Genomic DNA, 22199 nt, shown 5'->3' on the forward strand with positions numbered 1-22199 from the left:
GTCGAACGGCCTGTTGGTGCAGGTCACTGCCCCGGCACGTAGCCGTCCGCCAGCATCTGGGCGGCTTCGGCGCGGTACTCGGAAGCGGTGCCGGGGGAGTTGAGCAGCAGCTCGTGCTGGATGTCGGCGAGCGGCAGGCTCTCGGCGTCGCCGCCGACGGCGAGGATCATCCGGGCGACCTTGCGCAGCCCCCGCTCGCGCGGCTTGAGCCGCGCGATGTCCTCGGCTTCGACCGCGGCCCGCTCCATTTCGGCAGCAGCCCGCCGCGTTTCGGCAGCGGCCCTCGCCGTTTCGGCGGCAGCCTTGCGGGCGGCCTCGATACCGGCGGCGGCGACCTCCTGACGCTCAATCTCTTCCGCCTCCAGGCGCGCCGTTTCGGCAGCAGCCCGCCGCGTTTCGGCAGCAGCCTTCTCCGTTTCGGCAGCACGCCGGTCGGCTTCGGCAGCAGCCCGGCGGGCTTCGGCGATGGTCCGGGTCTCGACCGCCTGCGCTTCGGCGGCGGCGACCCGGTCGGCCTCCGCCGCCGCCTTCCGCTTCTCGGCCGCAGCGGCTTCCAGCTCGGCCGTACGGAGGTCAGCGTCGGCCGTCGCCTCGCGGGCTTCGGCCTCCTGGCGCTCGGCCTCGGCCCGGCGGGTGCGGGCCTCGGCCTGAACGACGGTCTCCAGCGCCGCCTCGTCCCGGGCGGCGGCCCGCTCGGCAGCAGCGATCTGGGCCTTGGACTGCGCGCGGGCCATGCCCTTCTCGCTGTCCACCCGGGCCCTCACCGTTTCGAGCTGGCCGTCGGCCTCCAGGCGCTCGGCCTCGGCCCGCTTCTCGGCGAGCTCCTTGCGCGTCGTCGCCTCCAGGCGCCGCCGCTCGGCCTCCTCCTCCCGCTGCTCCGCGTCGGCTTCCTGCTGGTCAGGCATGGCAAGGGCCTCGCTGACCGTGTAGCCGTAGGGGGCCATCTTCATCGGCAGCCGCTCGTCGTCGGTGGCCTGGGACAGGTCGCCGTCGTACTTGCGCTTGAGCCACTGCTCGTACGCGAGGAGGTCCTGCTCGCGGCGGACCATCTCCTTGTAGGAGGCCACCCCCCACAGCCGCATCCGCCGGTAGATCCGGGGGGTGGCGACGGGGGCGAGGATCCAGCGGATCAGCGGGATCGCGTCGTGGCCCTCCCGGCCGGGGCGCACGATCCGGTCGATCGCGTCCCGGCCGACCTCCACGATCATGATGAACAGGATCGGGACGACGCCGTGCGCGAACGCGGCGACGTAGTCCAGCAGCTCCCACGGCCGGTCCTTCGGGGCGGCGGAGGCGGCGTTGAGGACGACGGTTGCGCTGGTCAGGAGCCATACCGGGTAGCGGATCCAGGTGATGGGCCGCTTGAGCCACGCCATCAGGAGGTCGACCGCGATCATCACCATGATCCCGACGTCGACACCGACAGCGAACAGCCGGCCTTTTTCCAGCGACCCGAAGCGCAGCTCCTCGTGCGCGAACTCCGCGACGTGCGCGAACGACAGGTAGAGGCCGATGCCGGCGAGCACCAGGGCGAAGGCCACGATCCCGCCGACGGCGAGCTTCTGCATACCCGTCAGCGGGCCGCGCGGGACAACGGGAAGGGTGTCGTCCGGATTCCGCTTCTGCGTCTCCGAAACGAAATCCGGTGTCTCCGAAACGGTGCCGGGTGTTCCCGAAACGGCGGCCGGTGTCTCCGAAACGGCGTGCGGCGGGGGCGAGGCGGGGTCGGGTTCGGCCGCGGTTCGCGGCCAGTCGGTGATCGTCACGAGGTCCTCCAGAAGGGGTTGTCCGGGTGGGCGCGAAACGGCGGTGGCCGCTCCCGAAACGCGGTGAGGCGTTCCCGAAACGGCCGATGGTGCGGACGGTTACCTGCGAACCGGACACCCGCTCTACCCGCTCCGGCCGCCCAAGAAGGCCGGCGGTCCGGGAGGCGGGCGGGCGTGCTCGCGAAACGGCGCGGGGCGGGCCCGAAACTGGGAACGGCTTCCGCCGGGCGGGCGCGAAAGGGGGGCGGGTCAGGTGCGCCGGGTGCGCTGCTGGGCGAGGTAGTCGTCCTGGAGCCGGACCAGCTCGCCGTACAGGCGGGCGCCCGGCGGGCAGCGGCGCTCCGGCGTGCAGGTGGTGCACGTGGCGTCGTGGTCGCGGACGGCGTCGGCGGCGGCCATGTAGAGCTCGTACAAGCCGCGCTTCGTCACGCCGCGGACCGCTGTTCCTTGAGGCGCAGGCGCGCGGCCCGGCGGTGGATCCGGCGGCGGTCGGTCTCGTCGGTGCCGCCCCACACGCCGTGGTCCTGGCCGGACTCCAGCGCCCAGTCCAGGCAGGCCTCCATGACCGGGCAGCGGCGGCAGACAGCCTTGGCCTCCTCGGCCTGGACCACGGCCGGGCCGGTGGTGCCGATGGGGAAGAACAGGTCCGGGTCCTCGGTGCGGCACGCGCTGCGGGTCCGCCAGTTCGTGTTGACCGGCAGGTCGGCGGAGGGGGCGTAGACGGCGGTGACGATGGAGAAGGGGTTCATCAGGGCCTCCTGGAAGGTCCGTACGGAGCAGCCCCGGGGTGCGTCCCGGGGCTGCTCGCTGTGCTGGCGGGGTGAATGTCTGTCACCTGGTGACCGGCCTCCCACGCCCTGGCGGCCGCCGTGGAGGCGGCCGCCAGGAGCGCGAGGGTGATCGGGTGGGCCAGGCCGTGGACGGTGAGGGCCCGGACCGCGAGGTGCTGCGCGGTCCGGGCGGCGCGTATGAGGGGAACCACTACTTCGGGTAGGGCTTCTCGCTGCGCTCGTTCTTCTTGCCGACCTTGTCGCTCAGGTCCTTGTGACCCTGCTCGTCCAGCGCGGTGACGCCGGGCGGGCAGTCGTGCCCGGTGCAGTTGAACCGCTCGCAGAGCGGGCACTGGCCGCCCATCACCGGCCGGTGCAGGATCAGCACCGGCTGACGGACGTAGCCGGGGGCCATCTCCTGGAGCGTGCGCCGTACCCGGCGGCCGGCCACGGCGGCACGGGTATCGCCGTCGTCCACCAGCTGCTTCACGAGCTGCTGGAAGCAGTGGTCGGTCTCGTCGCGCTCCGGTCCGCGCTTGTTGTCGTCCTCGGTCATGTCGTCGTAGATGCCGGACGACGGAGCCGGGATCGTGCGTGTCATCATGTGCTGCATCAGGTCCTCCGAGTCAGGTCCTGGACAGCCCGAGGGCTGCAATCCCAAGGGCTGTCGCGATCACTCCCCATTTGGGGAGTCGACTGCTACGAGCAGCCGAGGCCCCGGCCGACCCCCTCTCGTGGGGTCGGCCGGGGCCTCGGTCGTTCGTCCCGGGCGGGTCAGGCGGACAGAGCCACCGAGCCCTTCCGCTGCGCGTACTGCTGGCCGAGCTCGGCCTGCCGCCGGTCGTACGCCTCGAGGTTCTCCGGCTCCGTCGGCACGTTCGCGGTTCCGGCCTGGGCGGGCGCCTCGGCCCGGCCGCGCGGGACCGGCACGGACATACGGCGGGTGTCGGCGTCCCGGACCGCCGGGAGCACGGCCGCCCACTCGGAGCGGCGCGTCGGAGCGGCCGACCGGCCGCCCTGCTCGCGCTCCTGGCGGTGCAGCTGCTCCCGGGCGATCGTGCAGGAAGCCTGCGTCTCAGCGGCCCGGACCTCCAGGGCGCGGCCCGTCTCGCACCGCCCGCCGGCCCTGCAGAGGAAGCAGCCGATGTGGTGCCGGTCGACGGCGCGGCGGGCGCGCTCAAGCAGGGGGACCAGGCGGGGCAGGGCCGGTGCGCTCTGCGGTCCCTGCGTCGCGAGGCGGTGGACCGGGGTGGGCGCCGGGCCCTTCTTCGGCTTGGGCAGCACCTTCGTCGCCCGGCGGGAGGCGACCGACGCGGACACCTCGGTCCGCTCCGCCATCTCCTCTCGCCACGCCTCGGGCGCGGTGTTGAGGACGATCCGGCGGTTGCTGTTGGAGCAGCGCCGGGGGTTGGGGGTGCGGTCGTGGTACGGGGTGGTGTGGTGCGGGACCAGCACCGGCGTGCCGAGGACCCCGGTGATCGGCGTCCAGCACGTGCAGGCCGGGCAGATCGCGTGCTCCTTGCCGGGCGTCAGATCGATCTGGCTCGCCGTGAACTGCGAGGCGACGAGCGGCGAGAGGCTGCTGACGTTCTTCGTACGGGTCTTCCGGCGCTTGCGGGCCTTGGGCTCCGCGGTGATTGCGGCCATGAGGGAACTCCTCCGGTGGAAGGGGAGAGGGGGCTGCGTCGCGGGTGGGCTCTCCGACCCCCAGGGCTTCCGGCCGAGGCCGGCGTCCTGGTCGATCGGACAGCGCATCAGCGCTGCGACGTGCAGCGGAAGACATCCGGCCAGGTGACCGGCCCAGGGGATTTGGTCGTGCTATCGACCCTGGTCCTCCCCATCGGGGAAGCGCTTCTGCGGTGGTGCATCAACTTCCTATCGGAAGTTGATGCAGACAGTAGACCCGCAGGAGCGGCACCGTCAACAGCTTCCGATAGGAAGTTCGCCGGAGGTGCGGTGACTCTGCGTTCAAGGACCGCAACACCAGGCATGTTGAATAATCCCGGTTTTTTCCTTCGGGTCAAGCGGTCCCGTGCGTTAATACCGGAATTAAGGTTGGATGGGTCGTCAGACCGTAGGAAGGGAGGCGTGCCATGGCAACGCCACGGTGGAAGCAGCTCGCGGACGAGCTCGCGAACGAGATCTCTGAAGGCGTGTACCTGCCCGGCGCGAAGTTGCCGAAGATCGCCGAACTCGTGGCTGCTGGTCGCGGCTCACGGACCACGGTCCAGCGGGCATACAGCGACCTGACCGAGAGGGGACTGACCATCGGCGTCCAGAAGCTGGGCACGATCGTGTCGCCCATCCTGGGGAAGATCCACCGCGACGGAACCGGCCGGTACATGCGTGTCGCCCGTGAACGAGGCGGGGCTCGTGGTGCCTTCGCGGCCGAGATCGAGCGCTTGGGGATGGCGCCGGCCAGCAAGACCGACATCAGCCGGGGCACCCCTCCGGCCCGCATTGCCGAGTTGCTGGATGTGGACCCTTCGGTACCGGACACGGTGCTGATCCGGGCGCGGGTCATGTTCGCGGGCGAGATCGTCGTCCAGTTGGCCACCAGCTACTTCCCGGGCAGAATCGCGTTCGGTACACAGCTGGAACAGCAGGACACCGGAGCGGGAGGCTCGAAGTCCCGGCTGGAAGAGCTGGGCCACGGTCAGCGGACGATCACGGAGACCATCGACGTCCGCTCGCCCACTCCGGCAGAGGCCAGCGCTCTGGCCATTCCCGTAGAGCGCCAGGTGTACGAGATCACGCACGTAGCCCGCAGTGAAGAGGGGCGAGTTGTCGAAGCTTGCGTGCACGTGGTGTCGACGACGCTCTGGACGTTGAGCTACACCTGGCCGATCGACCCGCCGGACGCACCAGGCGCTCCGGCATAACGACCCATCACCATCACCAGACGAAGAACGGATTCATCACCGTGAGCGACAAGATCGTGCGTGACTCCTCAACCCGCTACCTGCGTGCGCGCCGGGAGGAGGGAGCCTCGCGTGGGGCGTTCGACACCGAAATCCGGAAGCTGGGCGGCATCCCGCGCGTCGAGACGGTCGTGGAGCGCGACGCGGTGCCGGCCGTCGTCGCCACGATCCTCGGTGTGGAGGTCGGAGCCGAGGCGGCAACTCGTAAGCGCTTGATGTTCAGCGACGACCGCCTGGTGCAGCTGGCCGACTCCTACATCCCGCTCGATGTTGCCGAAGCCGCCGGAATTGAGCAGCCCGACCCGGGCAAGGGCGGGATCATCTCGCGTATGGCGGAGGCCGGCTTTGAGCAGGCCGAGGTCACTGAGGAGATCCAGCAGCACGCGGCGAGCGAGGCTGAAGCGACCGCGCTCGGCATCGAGGCCGGCACTCTCCTGATCCGCATCATCCATGTCGGCCGAACCAGCGAAGGTCGCGCTGTCGAGGTGACCGTGCACACCCTGGCTCCGGATGCATGGGTGCTGCGCTACAGCGTGCCCACCAGCTGACCGAACGGCCCTCGGGGTCGTTCGGTCGGTCGCTGATCGATTGGACGACCCCGCCCGCTTACTTCCTATAGGAAGTTGCGCTAAGGTTCCCGCCATGACTAGGAAGCCCGCTACATCCAGATGGCTCGCGGAGGAATTCCGCGCCCGGATCGACTCCGGCGCGCTGCAGCCGGGCGACAAGCTGCCCAGCACGAAGCAGATCGCGGAGGAGTTCGATGTCAGCGAGCTGCTCGTGTATCGGGCCATCACCCAGCTCAAGGAGTCGGGTCACATCGTTGCCCGGCAGGGCGCGGGCGTGTTCGTGCGGGTCTACAACCCGTTGCTCTGGAATCCCGGTGAGTACGAACGGGGGGAGCGAAGCGACGACCCTGTGACCAACGTTGACGACTGGAAGGCGCAGGTTCGAGCCCAGGGGAGAGAGCCTGAGCAAGGCATCCCGCATGTCTCGACTGAACCCGCGCCCAAGGACATCGCCAACTGGCTCCAATTGGAGCCGGGCACGCCCGTCGTTGCCCGTCGGCGGCTTCGTCTCGTCGACGGTGAGCCGTGCCAACTCGCGGACTCGTGGTTTCCGGTTGAGATCGCTGAAGGCACCCCTCTCATGGAGGAGCGCGACGTGGCCATGAAGGGCGGCATCCTCGCCGCTACGGGGAACCCGCAGCACCGCCTCCGCGACGAGCTCGACATCAGGATGCCCACGAGCACCGAGATCGAGCGCCTCAACCTGCAGAACCTCCCGGGCACTCCCGTATGCCAGCACGCTCGAATTGGCTACGGAGGCAACGGCGTTCCGATCCGCGTGATGGTCACGATCGCCCCGGGCGACCGCAATCGGATCATCTACGAAATGGAGATCAACCGGTGATGCTTCGGCTGGCCACCACGGCGGATGTCGACGCTTTGATGGGGCTGCGCATCGAGGCGGAAGGCTGGCTTGCTGCCGCAGGAATCGATCAATGGCGGAACCCGGAGACTCGCGGTCCGGCCTTGGCGAAATGGATGATCGATATCGAAGCCGGCCGCACCTGGGTCGTTGAGGACCATTCGCTGCTTGCCACGGTGACTCTCGCTCCGGCCGACATGGATTTCTGGAAACCGAGCGACTTCCCTGACAGCGCCGTCTACGTAGCGAAGCTCATCACCACACGGGCCGCGAAGGGCAGCAGCCTCGGCGGCCGTCTCCTCGACTGGGCCGGCAGCCAGGCCCGCGCGCAGGGTAAGCCGTGGGTCCGGTTGGACTGCTGGCGCGACAACCAGGCGCTGCAGGAGTTCTACCTACGCGAAGGCTTTGAGCATGTCCGCACCGAGGCTCCCACTCATCGGCTGTCCGGGTGGCTGGGGCAACGGTCAGCCTCGGTCGTACGCCACCCGGGCGTGTTGCTGACCGCTCCCAGCACGTCAGAGACAAAGCGATGAGAGGCCTCCCGATCAGCATGTCGCCTGCCCTGCAATTCGCTTCTGGCTTCCCGTCAGGCGGGAGCGGCATTCGTGGTGCTGGGGAATTTGTGCGAATGCGTCCGGCGGTTTCGTCAGGTGCTGGGGTTAGGCTGTGCGCAGACATGATCCATAACGCGAGAACCCCAGGGACCGGGGCCGGTCACCTGGGGCTTCTCGAACGAGGCTCTGCCTCGCCGGACGATGCACCTAAAAGGGAGGTGATCGCGGGATGAAGAGTACCCGCTCGCGCGGAACTACACGCGCAGCACGGCCGGTTGGCTCCGGCGGTCACACCTTCGGGCACATCGTTTTCGGGCAGGCCGACTCCACCATCGGTATCGAGGGGGTCGGGATGACCTAGGTCACCGGCCGCGCGCGCCAATGAGGTGGACGGGAATCCACTTCGGCCTCGCGCGGCCCATCGCGCCGACCATCAGGTCGGCCGCCTGGTCTCCGGTTCACACCCGGCTCCAGGCTCCAGCTCACTGAGCTGGGACTTTCAACGCAACACGCAACATCAGCAAAATCCCGCCTGGTAAGCGGGCGCTTCACCCCAGTTCCTCGGGGCTCCTATGGCAGGGAGCCGGTGAGGTCTGGCCAACAACAGAGCTTCGTGAGCTTCCCGTGGCAGGGGGCCCGTGAAGTTCGGCCGAAGTGATCTTCTACGGCTTCCCGTGGCAGGGGCCCGTCGAAGGTCGGTGTCGTTTCACCCCGGGTTCCGGTGGCCTTGGCAGGCCGTCGGGCTCGGGGGTCCACGTGATCGTGGCCGTTCCCGCAAGGGGGCTGGTCACGGTCTGAGCTACCGATATGAAGTTGGTGTCCCCGTCATAGTGCCTGATCTCCCGGTTTATGGAAAGCGGACCCCCGCCCGTTTCGGGTGGGTTTGGTCGTCCGGATCGTCCCGTGTGACGGGATCGCCGGTCGCTTCATCCTCTTCTACGCCTTTTGCGACACGCTTCTCTTCTCTTGTAGGAACGCACGTGTACGGGTCAGTCACCCGGTATAAGGGCGGTGCTCTGTGAGCGCGGGCGCGGCGTCGGCCGCCGTGCTGGACCACGACGTCTGGGAGGTCGTGGACAACTCCGTCGACGACGTGCCGGGCGGGAGCTCGCGGCGTCGGCTGCGGTCGGTCCCGGCGCAGGCCGGGCCGGTCCCGAAGCGGGCGGCGGGTCATCCGCTGTCGCTCGGCAGGGACGCGCGCGCCCGGCTGGGTGGTGCGGTACGGGAGCTGCTGGACGCGGACGGTTTGAGCGGTGCGTCGGACGCGGTGCGCCTGGCGGTGCTGGTTCTGGCGTCGCGGACGCCGTCGGAGACGGGTGTGGTGGAGATCCGCACTTCGGAGCTGGGGCGGTGGATCGGGGCGTCCGTGTCGTACATGGCCTCCGACGTCGTTCCGGGGCTGCGTCGCTCGGGTGTGGTGTCGGTGGAGACGGCGGAGGGCGACTACGGCCAGGACGTCGGGCTGGAGTGCAAGGTGGTGCCGCTGTGGGACGCGCAGAGCGTGCTCGGGCACCCTCTGAACCTGGCGAAGAAGGAGTACGTGACGCTGAAGCGGCTGTTGGAGGCCGTGATGGGGCCCGGGTGGAAGCACCGGGATGGCCGGGTGTCGCCTGCCGGGCTGATCGGTACGCGTACCGGCCGGGGCGCGGCGACGGACCGCCTCGCGCTGCTGTTGCTGGTGCTGGAGGCGCGGGAGTCCGGGCGGGTTCGGCTGTGCGGCGGGAGCGTGGACACCAAGCGCGGCCGGGCGGCGGCAACGCTGGCCCGGCTGATGGGGTGCACGGCCGCCGCGGCGGCTGGGATCCTCGGACGGCTGGAGGGCCGGGAGTTGGTGTTCCGGGTGCGCCTGGGGACGGCGTCCGGGCTCGCGAACCGGTCGCGGCTGCTGGTGCCGGCGGTCGCTGCTGCGCATGGCCGTGGTGGTGCCGACGTGGTCCGGGAGGACCGTGCGGAGGCCCTGGAACCCGTGTTTTCAGAGCGCGGTGTTGCAGCAGGGCATAGTGAACCGTCGCAGTCCGATGAAGATCCGCAGGTCAGCGATGCCTCGGTTGCCGATGAGATGGATGTTGCAGACCCCCACGTTGCGGCAGCCCTTCACACTGACCACCCTTCCTTGGCTACTCCCCGCTCTTCTCTCTCGCTCTCTGGTGGTTTTTCCGGCGAAGGCCGTGGTGGGTTCGGTGATCTGCCGGACCGCGCGTGCGAGCGCGAGGACCAGGCCGTGGACGGCGATGGAGCTGCCCGGCTGACGCTGGTCGACGGCGAGGGTGGCCCGCTGCGCGGGGAACAGCCGAAGAAGTCCCCGGTCGTTGAAGGCGGGAAGGATGGCTGCGGGCCGGTGGCCGGTGGCAGCGAGCGGGTCCTGGAGGGCGAAGGCCAGGGCAGGCAGCAGCGGGGGAGGGTGGCTCTGCCGTCGCTGGATCTGCGGGCCGTCCTGGCCCCGGTCAAACTGGTCTGGGCTCGCCTGGAGAGCCGAGGTACCCGGTGTCTGGTGGAGGCCAAGGTCCGTGCCGAGCTGGCCCGGGTGACCGGGTTCGCCGGTTCCGGCGACGCGCCGCAGATCCTCGCCGACCGGCTCGCCCGGCGCCTGGAGAACCAGATGCGGCTGGGTGGCCCGATCACGGACCCGGTGGGCTGGCTGATCGGTCGGGGACTGCCGCAGATCCGGCTGTGTGCGGAGCCCCGGTGCGATGAGGGCTCGCTGCTCGACTCCGGCCGGGACTGCCCGCGCTGCGAGGACCGGCAGGCCGACAGCCGTGCCACCCGCCACGCGGTCGGGGCCGCCGTGGATGCCGCGATGCCCGGAGCCTCCGCGACCGAGCGGCGGGCGGCCACCGACCGGCAGCTGCACGAGACCGTGACGGCCAGGGCGTGGGCGCAGGCGGCCGAGTGGGAGGAGTACCGCGCCCGGAAGGCCGAGGCGAAAGCGGCCCGCGCCGAAGCAGCCGCCGCGCAGCCGGCCGACGACGTCCCGGCCGCCTCGCTGGCCACGGTCGCGCTGCCCGCGCCGCGCCCGGCCGCCGCCGCTCCGGTCGTGGAGCCGGAGACCGCCGACGTCGCCGACGACGACCAGGAGCTCGTCCTCGAGGAGCTGACCGCCGACCAGGTGCGTGACTGGCGGGTGCGGGCGATGAAGGACCACCAGGTCCTCCTCGACCACATCGACCACTACGGGGAGCCGTCAGCGAGGCGACTGTTCAGCAACCAGCTGGTCGACCAGGCACAGCACCACGCCCGGCTCGGGCACCTGAACCTCAGCTACTCCACCTGGGAGCGGTCGTGAGCAGCGGCGAAGTGTCCGGCGTCGACCTGGCCCGCCAGGCCCTGCTCGCGGCCCGGGAAGCGGCGAGGAAGAACGGCGCCACCGCTAAGAAGCCGAAGCGGCGCACCACCACCGTCGCACGGCGCGACGGCCGTGAGCCGCTCGGGCTGGGCAGTGCGATCAACCGGATGATGACCGAGCGCGGCATGACCGCCCCGGCCGCTGGCGGAAGCGTCCTCGCCGCCTTCGACACCATCCTGGCCGCGGTCGTGCCCGAACTTGCCGGGCGCGTGAAGGCCGTGGCCTTCGACGCGGACACCGGCCGCTTGGACGTCGTCCCCGACCTTCCGGCAGCCGGGACGCAGCTGCGGTGGAGCGCGCCGAAGCTGGTCGCGGCGGCCAACGAGAAGGTGCCCGGTGCGAACGTCCGCGCCCTGCACGTCCTGGCACCCTCACCCGTAAACGCCGCGCCCGCAACGGCGGCCGCCGAACCGGACCCACCGTCGACCGCACCCGCAGCACCGATGCGGCGTACGGATCCGCCGGAGGGCTACCGCGAAGCCATCGCCGCCCACCGCGCCACCTGGAGCGGGCAGCAGCACCCCAACCCGAGGATCCAGGCCGCAGCCGAACGGCAGCTCCGCGAACGGCTCCGGGAACCTGAGGAGCACTTCGCCGACGGCCGCCAGGCCCTCGATGAACTGCGAGCCAAAGCGGCCGCCCAGCAGCAGGTCCGGCCGAGCGACATATCCCGAGCGCGGGCTCTACAGCGCCTCGCCGCCGAACGAGCCGGGCTGGCCACCATCACCCCGGCGGCGGCCGCGCCGCAGCGGCTGGACCGTACGGCGTGAGATGTCAGGGCACGTCGCCTTCCCAGACCCACGGGCCGTCGGGGCGGCCGATGGTCGGCGCGTACGAGGCGCGCCCGCCCGGTCCGTACGCGCTGTGCAGCGTGATCAGGTACGCGCCGGTGGTGATCTCCTCGTCCGTCCAGCCGGTGACATCGATCAGCTGCCCGTCCAGCGGTCCGCCGGTCAGCTCCCGGTAGGTACGGCCGGGCTGCGGTCCGGCCGCAGGAAGGTCGTGCTCGGTGCCGTACACCCGGGGTGCCTGCGTCATGGAGCCCAGTCTGGCCCGCCACCCGTGCACCCGGCAGCGAGTTCAGGGGAAGTTGCCCGTGACGGGGGACCAGGAGCAGTGAGGCGCCGGGCCGGCCTTCCGGTCGGGCTCGGCCTGAGCGGACCGGCCGTAAGCAGGGCTGCACCCCCTCTCGAAAGGGGCTCGTACGCAATTCGTACGGTATTCGTACGCTAAAAGTTGGCCGTTCGTACGTTCCGTGGGGTAGAGTGTCGGTCAGGAGGTGTTCCATGTCCGAGTTGTTCGACGCGGTCGACGCCCTGCTCGCGTCCCGCGCCACCCTGCCGCCCCCGGCGGAACGCAAACGGCTGCGCTCCGCGCACGGCCTGACGATCGACGAAGTCGCCGGCGCGCTGAAGGTCCGCCGGGCCACGGTGTCCGGCTGGGAGTCCGGGAAGACCGAGCCCCGTCCCCCGGAGCGTGACGCGTACGCCCGGCTGCTGGACAAGCTCGCGGAGCTCTACCCCGCCACCCCGGCCCCGGCCACAGAGACGGCACCCGCGCCGGATGCCCCGGTTCCCGCCACGTTCACCGGCGCCGTGCCCGCTCCGGCTGAGCCGCAGCCCACCGAGCCGATCTCCAGCGCCGGAGTCGTGAGTGAGCCGGTGAAGCCGCAGGTTCCCGCTGCGGATCTCGTGGACGCTCCGGCGGCCGCGCCGCGTCCGGAGAGCACCACCAGGCCGTCGACGTCGCGCCGCCCCAGCGCACGGAAGGCGGCCGCGGCCAACACCCCTGCGGGCGGTACGGATCCGCGGTTCGAGAACGGGCCGCTGGCGGTCGTCGACGTCGAGGACGGGCAGGTGCTGGCCTACTGTGTCGGCGGCCTGGTCCTGGACGTGCCCGCCAAGTCGTTGCCGTCGCTGGTGGAGTGGACGCTGAGGGAGGCGAAGCTCGGGCAGCCGAAGCTGTCCGGGCCGGGAAGGCCGGCCGACCCGCTGCTCGTCCTGACCCAGGCCGCCCTGGAGCGCTACGGGCTGCCCGTCACGCTCACGGCGGAGGAGAAGGACGCCGGGCGGATCCCGGAGGGCCACAAGGTCATCAAGCAGCTGACCCGGGCCGAGTGGAAGCTGACGAAGAGGGGCTTCGGGCCGTGGGCGAGGATCTACCGCCCGGCCAAGGGATCGGACCGCCAGTGCGTACAGCTGTGCATCCCCTCCTGGAACGCACTGGACCCCCGCTTCTGGGACCACGCCGCAGAACTCCCCCCGGCGGAGCTCACCCGCGTCCTGGGCACCTACGCGACCAGGGTGATGACGCCGCGCGGCTCCACCGCCGTCACCAGCCTGGAACTGATGACCGCCCTGCACCCGCCGACCCACGCCGTACGGGACGAGGAGACCGGCGCCCTGCGCCAGGCCGACACCAAGACCCCAGGGTCACTCGGCTCGGACCCCGTGGACTGCGCACCGCCCGAGGCCCCCAACGGGCACCCGGTCCTCAACGACCTGAACCTGCCGCGCTTCCACGTCCGCGGCCCCTCCGAGATGCTGTTCGAGGAGTCCTACGACTGGGCGCGGCCGATGACCGACGCGGAGTGCACCCTGCGCTTCCTGGTGGGCCTGGACGTGAACATGGCCTTCGGCGCCGGGGCCAACGGGCTGACCGTCGGCCTCGGCGAGCCCACCCACGTCATGAACCCGGTGTTCGACCCGAAGCTGCCCGGATCCTGGCTGGTCGACCTCTCCCACGTCGACCTGAACCGAGTGAAGGCCGGCAAAGAGTGGGTGGAGCTGGACGGCAGCCTGCTGCCTTCCCCGTTCACGCCGAAGGGCGACCGGCCGACCGGCCCGGCCTGGTACGCGACACCGACCGTCGCGTACGCCCAGGAGCTCGGATACGACGTCGCCCCGACCGAGGCGTACGTCCGGTACGACAACGGCCGCTACCTGGACGGCTGGTACACCCGGCTGCGCGACGCCTACCTCGCCACCATGGCCGACATCGGCGTCACCACCGACCTCTCACCGGAAGACTTCCTGACGGCGATGGACGGCTACAAGAGCCGTGACCCGGAGCTGGGCATCGTCATCACGGCCATCAAGGCGACGGCCAAGGGCGGCGTCGGCAAGCTCCGCGAGCGCCCGCGCGGGGAAGGCTGGCGGACCGGCGAGCGGTGGCGCGCCCTGGACCGCCCGACGTGGCGGCCCGACATCCGGGCGGCAGTTATCTCCCGCACCCGCATCAACCTGCACCGCAAGATCGTCAAGCACGCGGCGTTCACCGGGCAGTACCCGATCGCGGTCCTGTCCGACTGCGTCGTCTACGCCGCCAACGGCGAGTCACCGCTGGACGTCCTGCCCTACCGGGACGGCAAGCCGCTCCCGGGTGGATTCAAGCTGGGCGTCAACCCCGGCCTGGTCAAGCACGAGGGCACCCAGACCGTCCTGTGGGGCGAGGAAGTCCGCGAGCGGTTCAACGCCCCGGACCTCAACCTCGCCCGGTCCATCAAGGACGGCACCGTCAGCACCGCCGACAACGGAGAGTAGGAGAAGACCGGCATGAGCCTGATCGGGGACGGCCTGAACAAGGCGGTGCAGAAGGCGTTCACCCGCCCGGCGCCGAAGAGCGCGGGCGCGCAGATGCGGTACCTGGTGAAGCAGCTCGGCGGCACGAAGGCGGTCGCGCAGATGCTCCGGGTGTCCCAGCGCACGGTGGAGCGGTACGTGAAGGACCAGATCAAGAAGCCCCGCGCCGATCTCGCCGGGCGTCTGGACGGTGAGGTGAAGCAGCGGTGGCAGCCGCAGATCCGGGCCAAGGCCAAGGCGAAGGCCGCGTCCACGGACGGCATCATGATCGACGTCCGCGCCCGCCTCGGCTACACCGCCCCGATCGGCTCCACCGACCAGGACCGCATCCGCCACCTCACCCTCGCCCTCCCGCCGGTCCACGCCGCCCGGCTCTTCGAGGCCCAGGAGCAGGGCGCGTCCGACGCCCGCCTCCAGGAGATCGCCGCCGAAGCGCTCAAGGAGGTCTACTTCCAGGACGGCGGCCGCCGCGCCGGCTCCCTGGACGAAGTCCGCTTCACCGACATCGAACACCTCGAGTTCGACCTGTAGAGCCCTGAACGACGAGTGGGCCCGGACCGTGTGGTCCGGGCCCACTGTGTTTCTGCGGTCTGCCCGACGGTCCGTCGGCCGCTGGCAGGCTAGGCGAAAGCGCCGTTCTGGTCCCGGGGGCGACGGGGTCGGGCGAACGGGATCGCGGACCAGCCCTGCTCCAGGACGGCGTTGTTCTCCAGGAACTCGTACCGGGGGAACATCTGGCGCAAGTCCACGGCATCGGCATCGACGGCCGCACAGAGGAGGTCGGCCAGGCTGGTGCCGGTGATGGTGACTGCCTGCTCCAGTTCGGCGATGGCGGTGACCATCACGGGGATCGTGGTCTTGGGCAGGTGCTGTCGCTGTGCGGGGGTGTTGATCTGGTGGAAGGGTTCCGCGGTCACCACCATGCCGATCATCTGCCGGTCGGTCGGGATGCCATCGAGCTCCGGGTGTTTGCCGGAGCGGAGGAAGTCGACCGACCGGTTGATCTGCTCGAAGCCCTTGTTGACCGGTGTGTTGCTGAGGAAGGTGGCGAACTCCGGTCCGCCGGACCTCAGATGCTCGTTGGGGCGGGTCGACTTCACCTCGATCAGCAGGACCAGGTTGGGGAAGACGACGAAGAAGTCGACCGTCTTCTTGCTCTCCTTCCTGGAGATCTTGACCAGAGTCTCGGGCCGGACGGTGGCGTCGGGCAGCAGGTCGAGGTGGCGGCCGACGTAGTGCTCGAAGAGCTTGCCGACGTCGTTGGTGAACGACTGGCCCCACGCGGACATGTTGTCGCCCCCGGTGTAGTAGAGGCCGAGGGGAGACGCCTTGTCCAGCACGGCGGCCGGCACCGGGACGAGGTAGCCGCCCGCGACGCCGCCGACCAGAGGGGTGGACCTGAGCGGGTTGTGACTGTAGCGCCGCCGGAGCGGGTCGTGGCCGGTGGGAAAGGAGGCGCGGAGCTTGTTCCTGGTCGTGACGAGGTGCTGGTTGAGTACCGCCTTGATCTGTTTCGGGGAGCGGATGCCGTCGAACTGGTCGTAGTCCCCGGAGGGGTACCAGTCCACGGCGAATCGGCCGCGGCAGCGCGGGTTCGGGTGGGCGGTGGCACAGCCCCAGACGAGGTTGGCGATGCCGAGGTAGTCCGCCAGCGAGCAGCCGAGAAGGGTGTCGTCCCAGCCCGGGACGATCACCTTCAAGGGATCCTCGGAGTCGGCAGGGTAAGGGGTCTGAGACAGCCAGGCGATGGTGCGGCTCAGCTGCGAGTAGTTGTCCTCCTGCCACGGGGCCTGATGGTGGAGCGTTCGTTGCAAGAAACCTTCCCAGCGCTCCATGCCCGCCGGTTCCTCGGTGACCGGGTCGTCGAGGGCCCAGAACAGGTCGAGGATCTCGTTGAGGTCTTGGCCGGTAGCGGGGTGGCGGTTGTCCCTGCCCCGGGCAAGAGAGATCCACGCAACGTCCAACAGGGCCCACGGCGCGAGGGGGTTGAGGCCCTGGGGAGCTGGGGTCCGGGCGAACGGGACGGCGGCGCTGCTGGTCGCGATCAGCCGGGTCAGCGAAGTCGGGTCGTGGCGAAGGATCCGCTCGAAGTACGCAGGCTCCGGAACGGGGTAAGAGGAGGGAGTTTGCCGCATACGTCCAAGTGTCCGGCCTCACAAGGCGAGTGCGCGACCGGTTTCCCCTACCGGGGCCGAATCCGCCACAGCCTCCCACCGCCGAAGCCCCGCCCTCCTCTGTCCACAGGCGATCCGTGGTCCCTGGAGGTATGAGCGATCACGAGCAGCAGCAGCCGGCCCCGGGCCGCGGCAAGGTCCTGGACGCCCTCGCGCGGGCGGAGCGGAAGGTCTTCACCCGGCCCGCGCCGAAATCCGCGAAGGCTCAGGTGAAATTCCTTCTCACGCGGGCGAAGGGGTCCACGAAGGCCTTGGCGGAGCGTCTGGGCGTCTCGCGCCGCACGGTGGAGCGCTACCGGTCCGGGACGCTGACGACCCCGCAGAAGCGCCTCCAGGCCGCCCTGGTCGAAGAGACCGAGTCCGAATGGCAACCGCAGGTCAGAGCACAAGCGAGGGAGCAGGCAGCCACCTCCGGCGGGATGATGGTGCACGTCGTCGCGTACTTCGGGTTCGCCGCCTCCGGGTCCTCCGACGACGGGCGCGAACGGCACATCACCACCGCGATCTCGCCCACCTACGTGCAGCAGATCCTCCAGCTCCAGGAGGCTGGTGCGACGGAGGAGGAGCTGCATCCGGTCGTCGCCCAGGCCGTCACCGAGTCCTATTTCACGGAATGGGGCACCCGGGCCCAGGGGCTGCGCGCGGATTTCACCCACGTCCAGTCGATAGATTTCGAGTTCTGACACCACACAATTCCAGGGCTGCTATAACCGTTTTCAGCGGGCCGCCGTTCAGCGCTCTGACGGCGGCCCGCCCCTCATTCCCTGTGAAATGCGAGGCCGACGATGACCACGCCCCTGCCGTCCTGGCCGCCCCGCCGTACCGGCCGCCGTACGACCGCTCCGTACGTCGCGGTGCCGCGCGAGCCGGCCGACCCGGCCCGTACGGGACGGCGCTGGGTACGGCGCCGCGCCCGGGGCATGACCGCTGAGGCCGCCGCGGCCGCCCTGGACGTCGCCCGGTTCGACGCCCGGCAGAACTCACGCTTCGAGGACCTGGCCCTGGACGAGCGCGGCCCGGCGGAACTCGGCGAGTGGGAACGCATCGCCCAGCTGCTCGCCGACGCACCGTCGGGCACGGTCTACGACCCGGACACCGACGACGTCGTACGGGCCGAGCTCGCCGCCGACGCCGCGGCCGCCGCCGCCCGCGAGGCCGAGCTGCGCGAAGCGATGCGGATCGCGGCCCGCGCCGACGAGCTCCAGGCGCTGCGCGAGCTCGGCGCCCTGGAGCAGGCCGAGCCCCGCACCGGGGACGAAGCCGTACGCGAGGAGCTCACCCGCCGCGCCGGCGGCTACATCCAGGCCGACGTCGACGCCTGGCTCGCCCGCGCGCTGGCCACCCGCCTCGGGCACTACCGCGACCCGGCCGCCCGCGAAGCCGCGGCCGGCCTTCTCACGCCGCCGGTCCTCGCGCACGCCGCGCTGCTCGCCGAACTCCTCCGCCTGGTCCCCGGAGTCGAGGTCGGCCAGCTGGCGTTCGCCGCCCGCCTCGCCGCCACCGAGCCGGAAGCCGCCGGAGACCTGGCCGCCGTTCTCGCCCGCGCCCGCCCCGAGCGGTGACGGCGTCACCGTCCGCACACCCCCAGAGCCCCGGAACCACCGGTGAGCTCTGGGGGGTTGGCTGCCAGATATGCGCGTTTTGACCGTTACTCCTGGGGGGTGGAGGACCGTTTTCCCAGGCAGACGCGTTGCGCGGGAAACTCTGGGGGTCTGGGGGTCTGGGGGTCGCCAGCCATCGAACGGTGTCACGGTAACGGAGCGTGTGCGTGACGCCGCCTGTCACGCCCGCCCCGAAGAAGTGTCACGCCGCCCCCGAGACGTACTCAATGCCCGATATGCGGGTCTGGTTGCGGCCTTCTCGGCCCACATCTCAGGGAACGTGACACCTTCCCTCCCGCCACCCGCGCGCGGCTCGACAGCACGGGCTGTAGCTGCCAACGGGAGGGCCGAGGACCGCGATCTCACGCATCCAGGCTGCTCCGGCGTACGCGAGGTGGAGCCGGCCACTGGTGCACCCGGGCATCCCGCCAGGCCCGGAACCGCGCCGTGCCGTCCTGCTCCTGCGCCCGCGCCGCCGCGCTGCCTCGCCTGGGCGCGGGCGGCAGATCCCGCCGTACACCCCGCTGGGCCGCCGCGATGTGCGCCCGGACCTGTGCGAGGGACGTCTCCAGGGGCCCGCCGTGCGCGGCCAGGGCGACGCACAGGACGTCCACGAAGCTCAGCGCGTCGTCGGCGGTCGTCGGAGACCACCCCTCGGTCTCACCCGCCTCCAGGAGGTCGACGACGGTGTCCCCGAGGGAGCTGACCAGGTCGGTGAGGGAGACGTCCATACCTCGATAACGACGGCGGGATGCGGGTGACCAGCCTCCCGTCCGTCCGGAGTGAGCAGAGCGGTCCCTGCGGCCGCCGTAGGCCGATACCGTGGTGGTACAAGCCCGTTCGCGTCCTGGAGGCCCTCGATGAGCAACCAGCCGGCCCCGGCCGACAACACCGTTCGTCAGCAGCTGGAGCCCGACACGGCTGACGGGCTGCGCGCGTACGCGGCCCGGACCCGCGAGAGCGCCGACCAGCTCGCCGCCGTCCTGGAGGACATCGCGACGAACGGCCTGCCCGACCCCGAGCAGTGCACCCCGTGGGAGGAGCTGCGCGAAGCGCATCTCGCCCGGCTCGCCGCTCAGCGCCCGGCCGTCGCCTGATGCCCGCACCGCACGGCCCCCGCCGCCGCGCCCGCATCGCGTTCTCCGACTCCGCCGCCAAGCAGCTGGACGCCATCACCAGCGAGGCCGAACTCCACGCCCTGGACCGCGCCCTGGTCGTCGTCTCCGTCGACCCCGACGCCGGCGAACTCCTCCCCGGCGACAGCACCGGACCGCAGCTGCGCCAGTACGTCGACGACGTCGAACGTGTCCGGCTCGTGTACTGGGTCACCGCGCTCAAGACCATCGTGGTCGTCGCCTTCCTCGAGGTGTAGCACCCGCCCACGTACCTCGCGCTGCTCCTGGTGCTGCTCGCACTCTGCACCGTGCAGCACGCCCTGCTGCACGGTGTTCTTGAGGTGCTGGAGAGCGATGACAGAGGAAGGCCGGCCCCGGGCGGCGCACGGGTGCTGCTCGTGCAGCAAGGCCCGCCTCACCGTGCAGCGGCTCGCCTCTCCTCGCCCTGCTCCAGCTGCTGCACCCTGTCGCGGCGCGTGCCGCCCAGACGTGAGCAGGCCCGCATCGCGTACTGGAAGTACAGGTCCCTGCTGCTCTCGCGGCGGTGAGCCCTGTGGGCCGCCTGGTACGAGAACGGCGCTGCACCCATGGGTGCAGCGCCGTCCCTTGTACGAGCGGGTGGGGGTCAGGACACGGCCTTGAGGTTCTGCCGCCGTTTGGCGTCCTCGCGGACCCGGCGCTTCTCCGCGAGCTGGTCCTGGTAGGCCTCCACGGCCTTCCGGTAACGCTCCACGAAGCCGGGCGCGTTCAGTCGCTCGTCCTTCGGCATCGCCTTGACGGCCGCGATGGCGTCCTCGGGGGAGAGGTAGCCGGCGAGCATGGCGTTGAGCTGGTAGACGCCAGCCCGCTGCTTCTTCACCAGCAGTGCCAGGTCCAGGTCGCGGAGCGCGGCGTTCACGGCAGTCCGGCTCAGCTTGAGCATCTTCGCGAGGGTGGCCTGCTCGACTTCGATCCGGCCGCCCGGCTCGCTGTGGGCGCGCATCTTCAGCAGCACGCGGTAGGCCGCGGGCAGCAGGTCCAGATCGGCGACGACGCCTTCCGCGTTGACCGCGGCGAAATGCAGACCGCTCACTGTTCGGCCCCCTTCTCCTTTTGCTGTACCCGCTCCTGGCGGCGCTCAGCACGCATCTTCGCCCGCTCCTCGCGCATCTGCTGGATCTCCTGGCGCATTCGTTCCAGCGAGGGGAAGCGAACCAGGTCCGGCAGGCTCTCATCCGACCGGATCTTGGCAATGGTCTCGTGCTGGTCGACCCGGATGTACTGCGCGTCCGTGGTCTCCGTGCCGGGGATGAACTCGGCAACGCGATAGGAGTAGGGCGGGTTGAACTGGTAGACGCCGCGCTTCACCCGGAACACGATGCCGTGGCCCATGACTTCCTTGAGGGACTCGTTCACCTTGGTGCGCGTGACGTCCAGGACGTGGGCCATCTCGTCCTGGGTCAGAGGGATGCGTCCGCCGGCCTTCTGGCACGCGATCATCAGCAGGATCAGCCGCAGCGGCAGCGCCTCGCGGAAGAACTGCGCGATGACGAGGAAGAACTCCAGGCTGTCCATGGAGAAGGCGTTCGGCTGGTCCGGCGGCCCGTAGAACTCCAGCGACTTGCGCTCGCTGTCGAGAGTGAGCTTGCGGCCCGGGTACGCACGGGCGACCTCGTCCAGATCCTTGATGGGCCGTAGCGGCCGGTCCCAGGCGTCAGCCGGATCGTCAGGCAGCGGCAGCTTCGGCTGCGGCTCCGGCGCCCCACGAGCCCCCGGGCGGCGGCGCTGCGGATCTGTCGACACGAGGCTGCTCTCCAAGCTGTTGATCTCTGCGACGCGGAGCAGTATGTCACCTCCGCTTGACATGCATGTCGCTCCGACACGACATGACACCTGAGTTGTGTCCCCCCAGGGGGGACAGATCTCCCCCCTGGTGCCGCACGACCCGTCACGCGGGACACATCCGTCCACTCGTGTCGCCTGAGCTTGACATGGGGCTAGATTCCGTGTTGCCCCTGGTGAACATTGACGGGTCGATGTGCCCCCTCAGGAGGGACACATCGATCGGGATATGTCCCCTCACCCGGTACACATCTCAAGATTCGCAACCCTCTGACCTGCGGTTTCTTGATCTCGCTATATATCAGTGGTTGAGGTCTCCCCCACGGGCCCGCCGGACCCGACACTGCTGAGGCGGCTTCGCGTGCGGCTCTGCAGCGTTCGCGTGCGCAGTGGACGGCAGCACCGGCTCTGAGTCTCGGGTGGTCACAGCCGTGACGGGACAAGCGCAAACAAGAGGGGCCGGGGTCCGTTGCTGGTTCCGCCGCCCGGCCCGGGGGGCCGTTTGGCTCCGGTACCTCCGTACGCCGGAATTCCAACCTTTCGATATCTGAGGTTCCGTTCTGTGGCTCGGGCCGAGCTTCCCAATTCGTTATTCCTCGGGTAAAAGGGCGAACCGAATTGCGGTGCTGACGGTTCAGCAAAAGGAGCGCCCGACCAGGTTGGTTGGGGGGTGTCCTCTGCTTCCGCCAATGCTACATGTGCATCTTCCGGATGCACCCGCTATACTGAAACCCCAACCCGAACGAGCGACCCCCACCCTCCTAACCAGCCCGGCCCGCATCTCGGGCCCTCAAGGTTCTGGAGGCGCAGCCGGAAGGACCGCCCAGCGGGGGAGCGCAGCGGACCCGCCAGGAGCGCCCCGCACTCCTCTCAACTACCCAACTGGAGGCCCCACTAGCCGCACCACCACACCCCGCAACCAGGGCCGCGCACCGCGCGGGCCAGCCGGGCGCGCAGCGGCCGGCCCCACCGGTCCCAGAAGCGCAGCGGAGGGGACCGCCACCGCATCGCGGTGGCCAAGGGAGCGCAGCGACCGCCCCGCTTGCACAGCGCATCGCGCTGTGGTACCCGCACCTTGCTCAGGCTGATGGCGGGGCCGGCGGGTGCGGGCGGGGCGGTCAT

Annotated in this window: 24 protein-coding genes; 12 read left to right on the forward strand and 12 right to left on the reverse strand. The window is 70.2% G+C overall.

The window, feature by feature from the left end; all coding sequences use genetic code 11:
• Window positions 1-23: 23 nt before the first annotated feature.
• From ACWCQM_RS38675 to ACWCQM_RS38695, 5 genes are all read right to left on the reverse strand, one after another.
• Window positions 24-1568 carry a DUF2637 domain-containing protein gene (locus ACWCQM_RS38675; protein WP_450919762.1) on the reverse strand — a complete coding sequence of 515 codons (1545 nt, stop codon included), beginning with the start codon at window positions 1566-1568 and terminating at the stop codon, window positions 24-26.
• Window positions 1569-2015: 447 nt separating this feature from the next.
• Window positions 2016-2195 carry a hypothetical protein gene (locus ACWCQM_RS38680; RefSeq protein ID WP_450919763.1) on the reverse strand — a complete coding sequence of 60 codons (180 nt, stop codon included), beginning with the start codon at window positions 2193-2195 and terminating at the stop codon, window positions 2016-2018.
• A complete protein-coding gene (locus ACWCQM_RS38685) occupies window positions 2192-2515 on the reverse strand; it encodes a WhiB family transcriptional regulator (protein ID WP_450919764.1) in 324 nt (107 codons plus the stop codon). The genes ACWCQM_RS38680 and ACWCQM_RS38685 overlap by 4 nt, the downstream gene beginning before the upstream one ends.
• A gap of 232 nt (window positions 2516-2747) precedes the next feature.
• Complete coding sequence (locus tag ACWCQM_RS38690) at window positions 2748-3140, reverse strand: hypothetical protein (RefSeq protein ID WP_450919765.1); 393 nt, start codon at window positions 3138-3140, stop codon at window positions 2748-2750.
• Window positions 3141-3310: 170 nt separating this feature from the next.
• Window positions 3311-4183, reverse strand: a complete 873-nt coding sequence (locus ACWCQM_RS38695) for a hypothetical protein (RefSeq protein ID WP_450919766.1) — start codon at window positions 4181-4183, stop codon at window positions 3311-3313.
• A 446-nt stretch (window positions 4184-4629) separates the two neighbouring features.
• On the opposite strand from ACWCQM_RS38695, the gene ACWCQM_RS38700 reads away from it, so the two are divergent.
• The 6 genes from ACWCQM_RS38700 (at window position 4630) to ACWCQM_RS38725 (ending at window position 11555) form a co-directional block, all read left to right on the forward strand.
• On the forward strand, window positions 4630-5418 hold the full coding sequence (locus tag ACWCQM_RS38700; protein ID WP_450919767.1) for a GntR family transcriptional regulator: 789 nt from the start codon (window positions 4630-4632) through the stop codon (window positions 5416-5418).
• Between the two features lie 41 nt (window positions 5419-5459).
• Window positions 5460-6005, forward strand: coding sequence for a UTRA domain-containing protein (locus ACWCQM_RS38705; protein ID WP_450919768.1), 546 nt, complete (start codon window positions 5460-5462; stop codon window positions 6003-6005).
• A gap of 94 nt (window positions 6006-6099) precedes the next feature.
• Window positions 6100-6870 carry a GntR family transcriptional regulator gene (locus tag ACWCQM_RS38710; RefSeq protein ID WP_450919769.1) on the forward strand — a complete coding sequence of 257 codons (771 nt, stop codon included), beginning with the start codon at window positions 6100-6102 and terminating at the stop codon, window positions 6868-6870.
• Complete coding sequence (locus ACWCQM_RS38715) at window positions 6870-7421, forward strand: GNAT family N-acetyltransferase (RefSeq protein WP_450919784.1); 552 nt, start codon at window positions 6870-6872, stop codon at window positions 7419-7421. The genes ACWCQM_RS38710 and ACWCQM_RS38715 overlap by 1 nt, the downstream gene beginning before the upstream one ends.
• A gap of 1039 nt (window positions 7422-8460) precedes the next feature.
• Window positions 8461-10725, forward strand: coding sequence for a hypothetical protein (locus tag ACWCQM_RS38720; RefSeq protein ID WP_450919770.1), 2265 nt, complete (start codon window positions 8461-8463; stop codon window positions 10723-10725).
• Window positions 10722-11555: a DciA family protein gene (locus ACWCQM_RS38725; protein WP_450919771.1), complete on the forward strand. Its 834-nt coding sequence runs from the start codon at window positions 10722-10724 to the stop codon at window positions 11553-11555. Before ACWCQM_RS38720 ends, ACWCQM_RS38725 begins: the two co-directional genes overlap by 4 nt.
• Window positions 11556-11559: 4 nt before the next feature.
• On the opposite strand, the gene ACWCQM_RS38730 is transcribed toward ACWCQM_RS38725, so the two are convergent.
• A complete protein-coding gene (locus tag ACWCQM_RS38730; RefSeq protein WP_450919772.1) occupies window positions 11560-11823 on the reverse strand; it encodes a hypothetical protein in 264 nt (87 codons plus the stop codon).
• A 248-nt stretch (window positions 11824-12071) separates the two neighbouring features.
• On the opposite strand from ACWCQM_RS38730, the gene tap reads away from it, so the two are divergent.
• On the forward strand, window positions 12072-14327 hold the full coding sequence (tap, locus tag ACWCQM_RS38735; RefSeq protein ID WP_450919773.1) for a telomere-associated protein Tap: 2256 nt from the start codon (window positions 12072-12074) through the stop codon (window positions 14325-14327).
• 12 nt (window positions 14328-14339) lie between these two features.
• Window positions 14340-14897, forward strand: a complete 558-nt coding sequence (tpg, locus tag ACWCQM_RS38740; RefSeq protein ID WP_450919774.1) for a telomere-protecting terminal protein Tpg — start codon at window positions 14340-14342, stop codon at window positions 14895-14897.
• Window positions 14898-14986: 89 nt separating this feature from the next.
• Here tpg (ACWCQM_RS38740) and ACWCQM_RS38745 read toward each other — a convergent pair whose 3' ends face one another.
• Window positions 14987-16501 (reverse strand): hypothetical protein, encoded by a 1515-nt coding sequence (locus tag ACWCQM_RS38745; protein WP_450919775.1) that lies wholly within the window; start codon window positions 16499-16501, stop codon window positions 14987-14989.
• 131 nt (window positions 16502-16632) lie between these two features.
• On the opposite strand from ACWCQM_RS38745, the gene tpg (ACWCQM_RS38750) reads away from it, so the two are divergent.
• Complete coding sequence (gene tpg, locus ACWCQM_RS38750; protein WP_450919776.1) at window positions 16633-17223, forward strand: telomere-protecting terminal protein Tpg; 591 nt, start codon at window positions 16633-16635, stop codon at window positions 17221-17223.
• 102 nt (window positions 17224-17325) lie between these two features.
• Entirely contained in the window at window positions 17326-18102 is a 777-nt protein-coding gene (locus ACWCQM_RS38755; RefSeq protein WP_450919777.1) for a hypothetical protein, read from the forward strand.
• Between the two features lie 401 nt (window positions 18103-18503).
• Here ACWCQM_RS38755 and ACWCQM_RS38760 read toward each other — a convergent pair whose 3' ends face one another.
• On the reverse strand, window positions 18504-18872 hold the full coding sequence (locus ACWCQM_RS38760; protein WP_450919778.1) for a hypothetical protein: 369 nt from the start codon (window positions 18870-18872) through the stop codon (window positions 18504-18506).
• Window positions 18873-19001: 129 nt separating this feature from the next.
• On the opposite strand from ACWCQM_RS38760, the gene ACWCQM_RS38765 reads away from it, so the two are divergent.
• Window positions 19002-19238: a hypothetical protein gene (locus tag ACWCQM_RS38765; protein ID WP_267942935.1), complete on the forward strand. Its 237-nt coding sequence runs from the start codon at window positions 19002-19004 to the stop codon at window positions 19236-19238.
• A complete protein-coding gene (locus tag ACWCQM_RS38770) occupies window positions 19238-19513 on the forward strand; it encodes a hypothetical protein (RefSeq protein ID WP_450919779.1) in 276 nt (91 codons plus the stop codon). Before ACWCQM_RS38765 ends, ACWCQM_RS38770 begins: the two co-directional genes overlap by 1 nt.
• 158 nt (window positions 19514-19671) lie before the next feature.
• Here ACWCQM_RS38770 and ACWCQM_RS38775 read toward each other — a convergent pair whose 3' ends face one another.
• The 4 genes from ACWCQM_RS38775 to ACWCQM_RS38790 all read right to left on the reverse strand — a co-directional run.
• Window positions 19672-19845 carry a hypothetical protein gene (locus tag ACWCQM_RS38775; protein ID WP_450919780.1) on the reverse strand — a complete coding sequence of 58 codons (174 nt, stop codon included), beginning with the start codon at window positions 19843-19845 and terminating at the stop codon, window positions 19672-19674.
• Window positions 19846-19881: 36 nt separating this feature from the next.
• Window positions 19882-20328, reverse strand: a complete 447-nt coding sequence (locus ACWCQM_RS38780; RefSeq protein WP_267942938.1) for a MarR family transcriptional regulator — start codon at window positions 20326-20328, stop codon at window positions 19882-19884.
• On the reverse strand, window positions 20325-21101 hold the full coding sequence (locus ACWCQM_RS38785) for a hypothetical protein (protein ID WP_450919781.1): 777 nt from the start codon (window positions 21099-21101) through the stop codon (window positions 20325-20327). Before ACWCQM_RS38785 ends, ACWCQM_RS38780 begins: the two co-directional genes overlap by 4 nt.
• An 870-nt stretch (window positions 21102-21971) precedes the next feature.
• On the reverse strand, window positions 21972-22199 hold a 228-nt coding region (locus tag ACWCQM_RS38790; RefSeq protein WP_450919782.1), incomplete at its 5' end, for a hypothetical protein.

Source organism: Streptomyces sp. NPDC002125 (genome assembly GCF_053593715.1).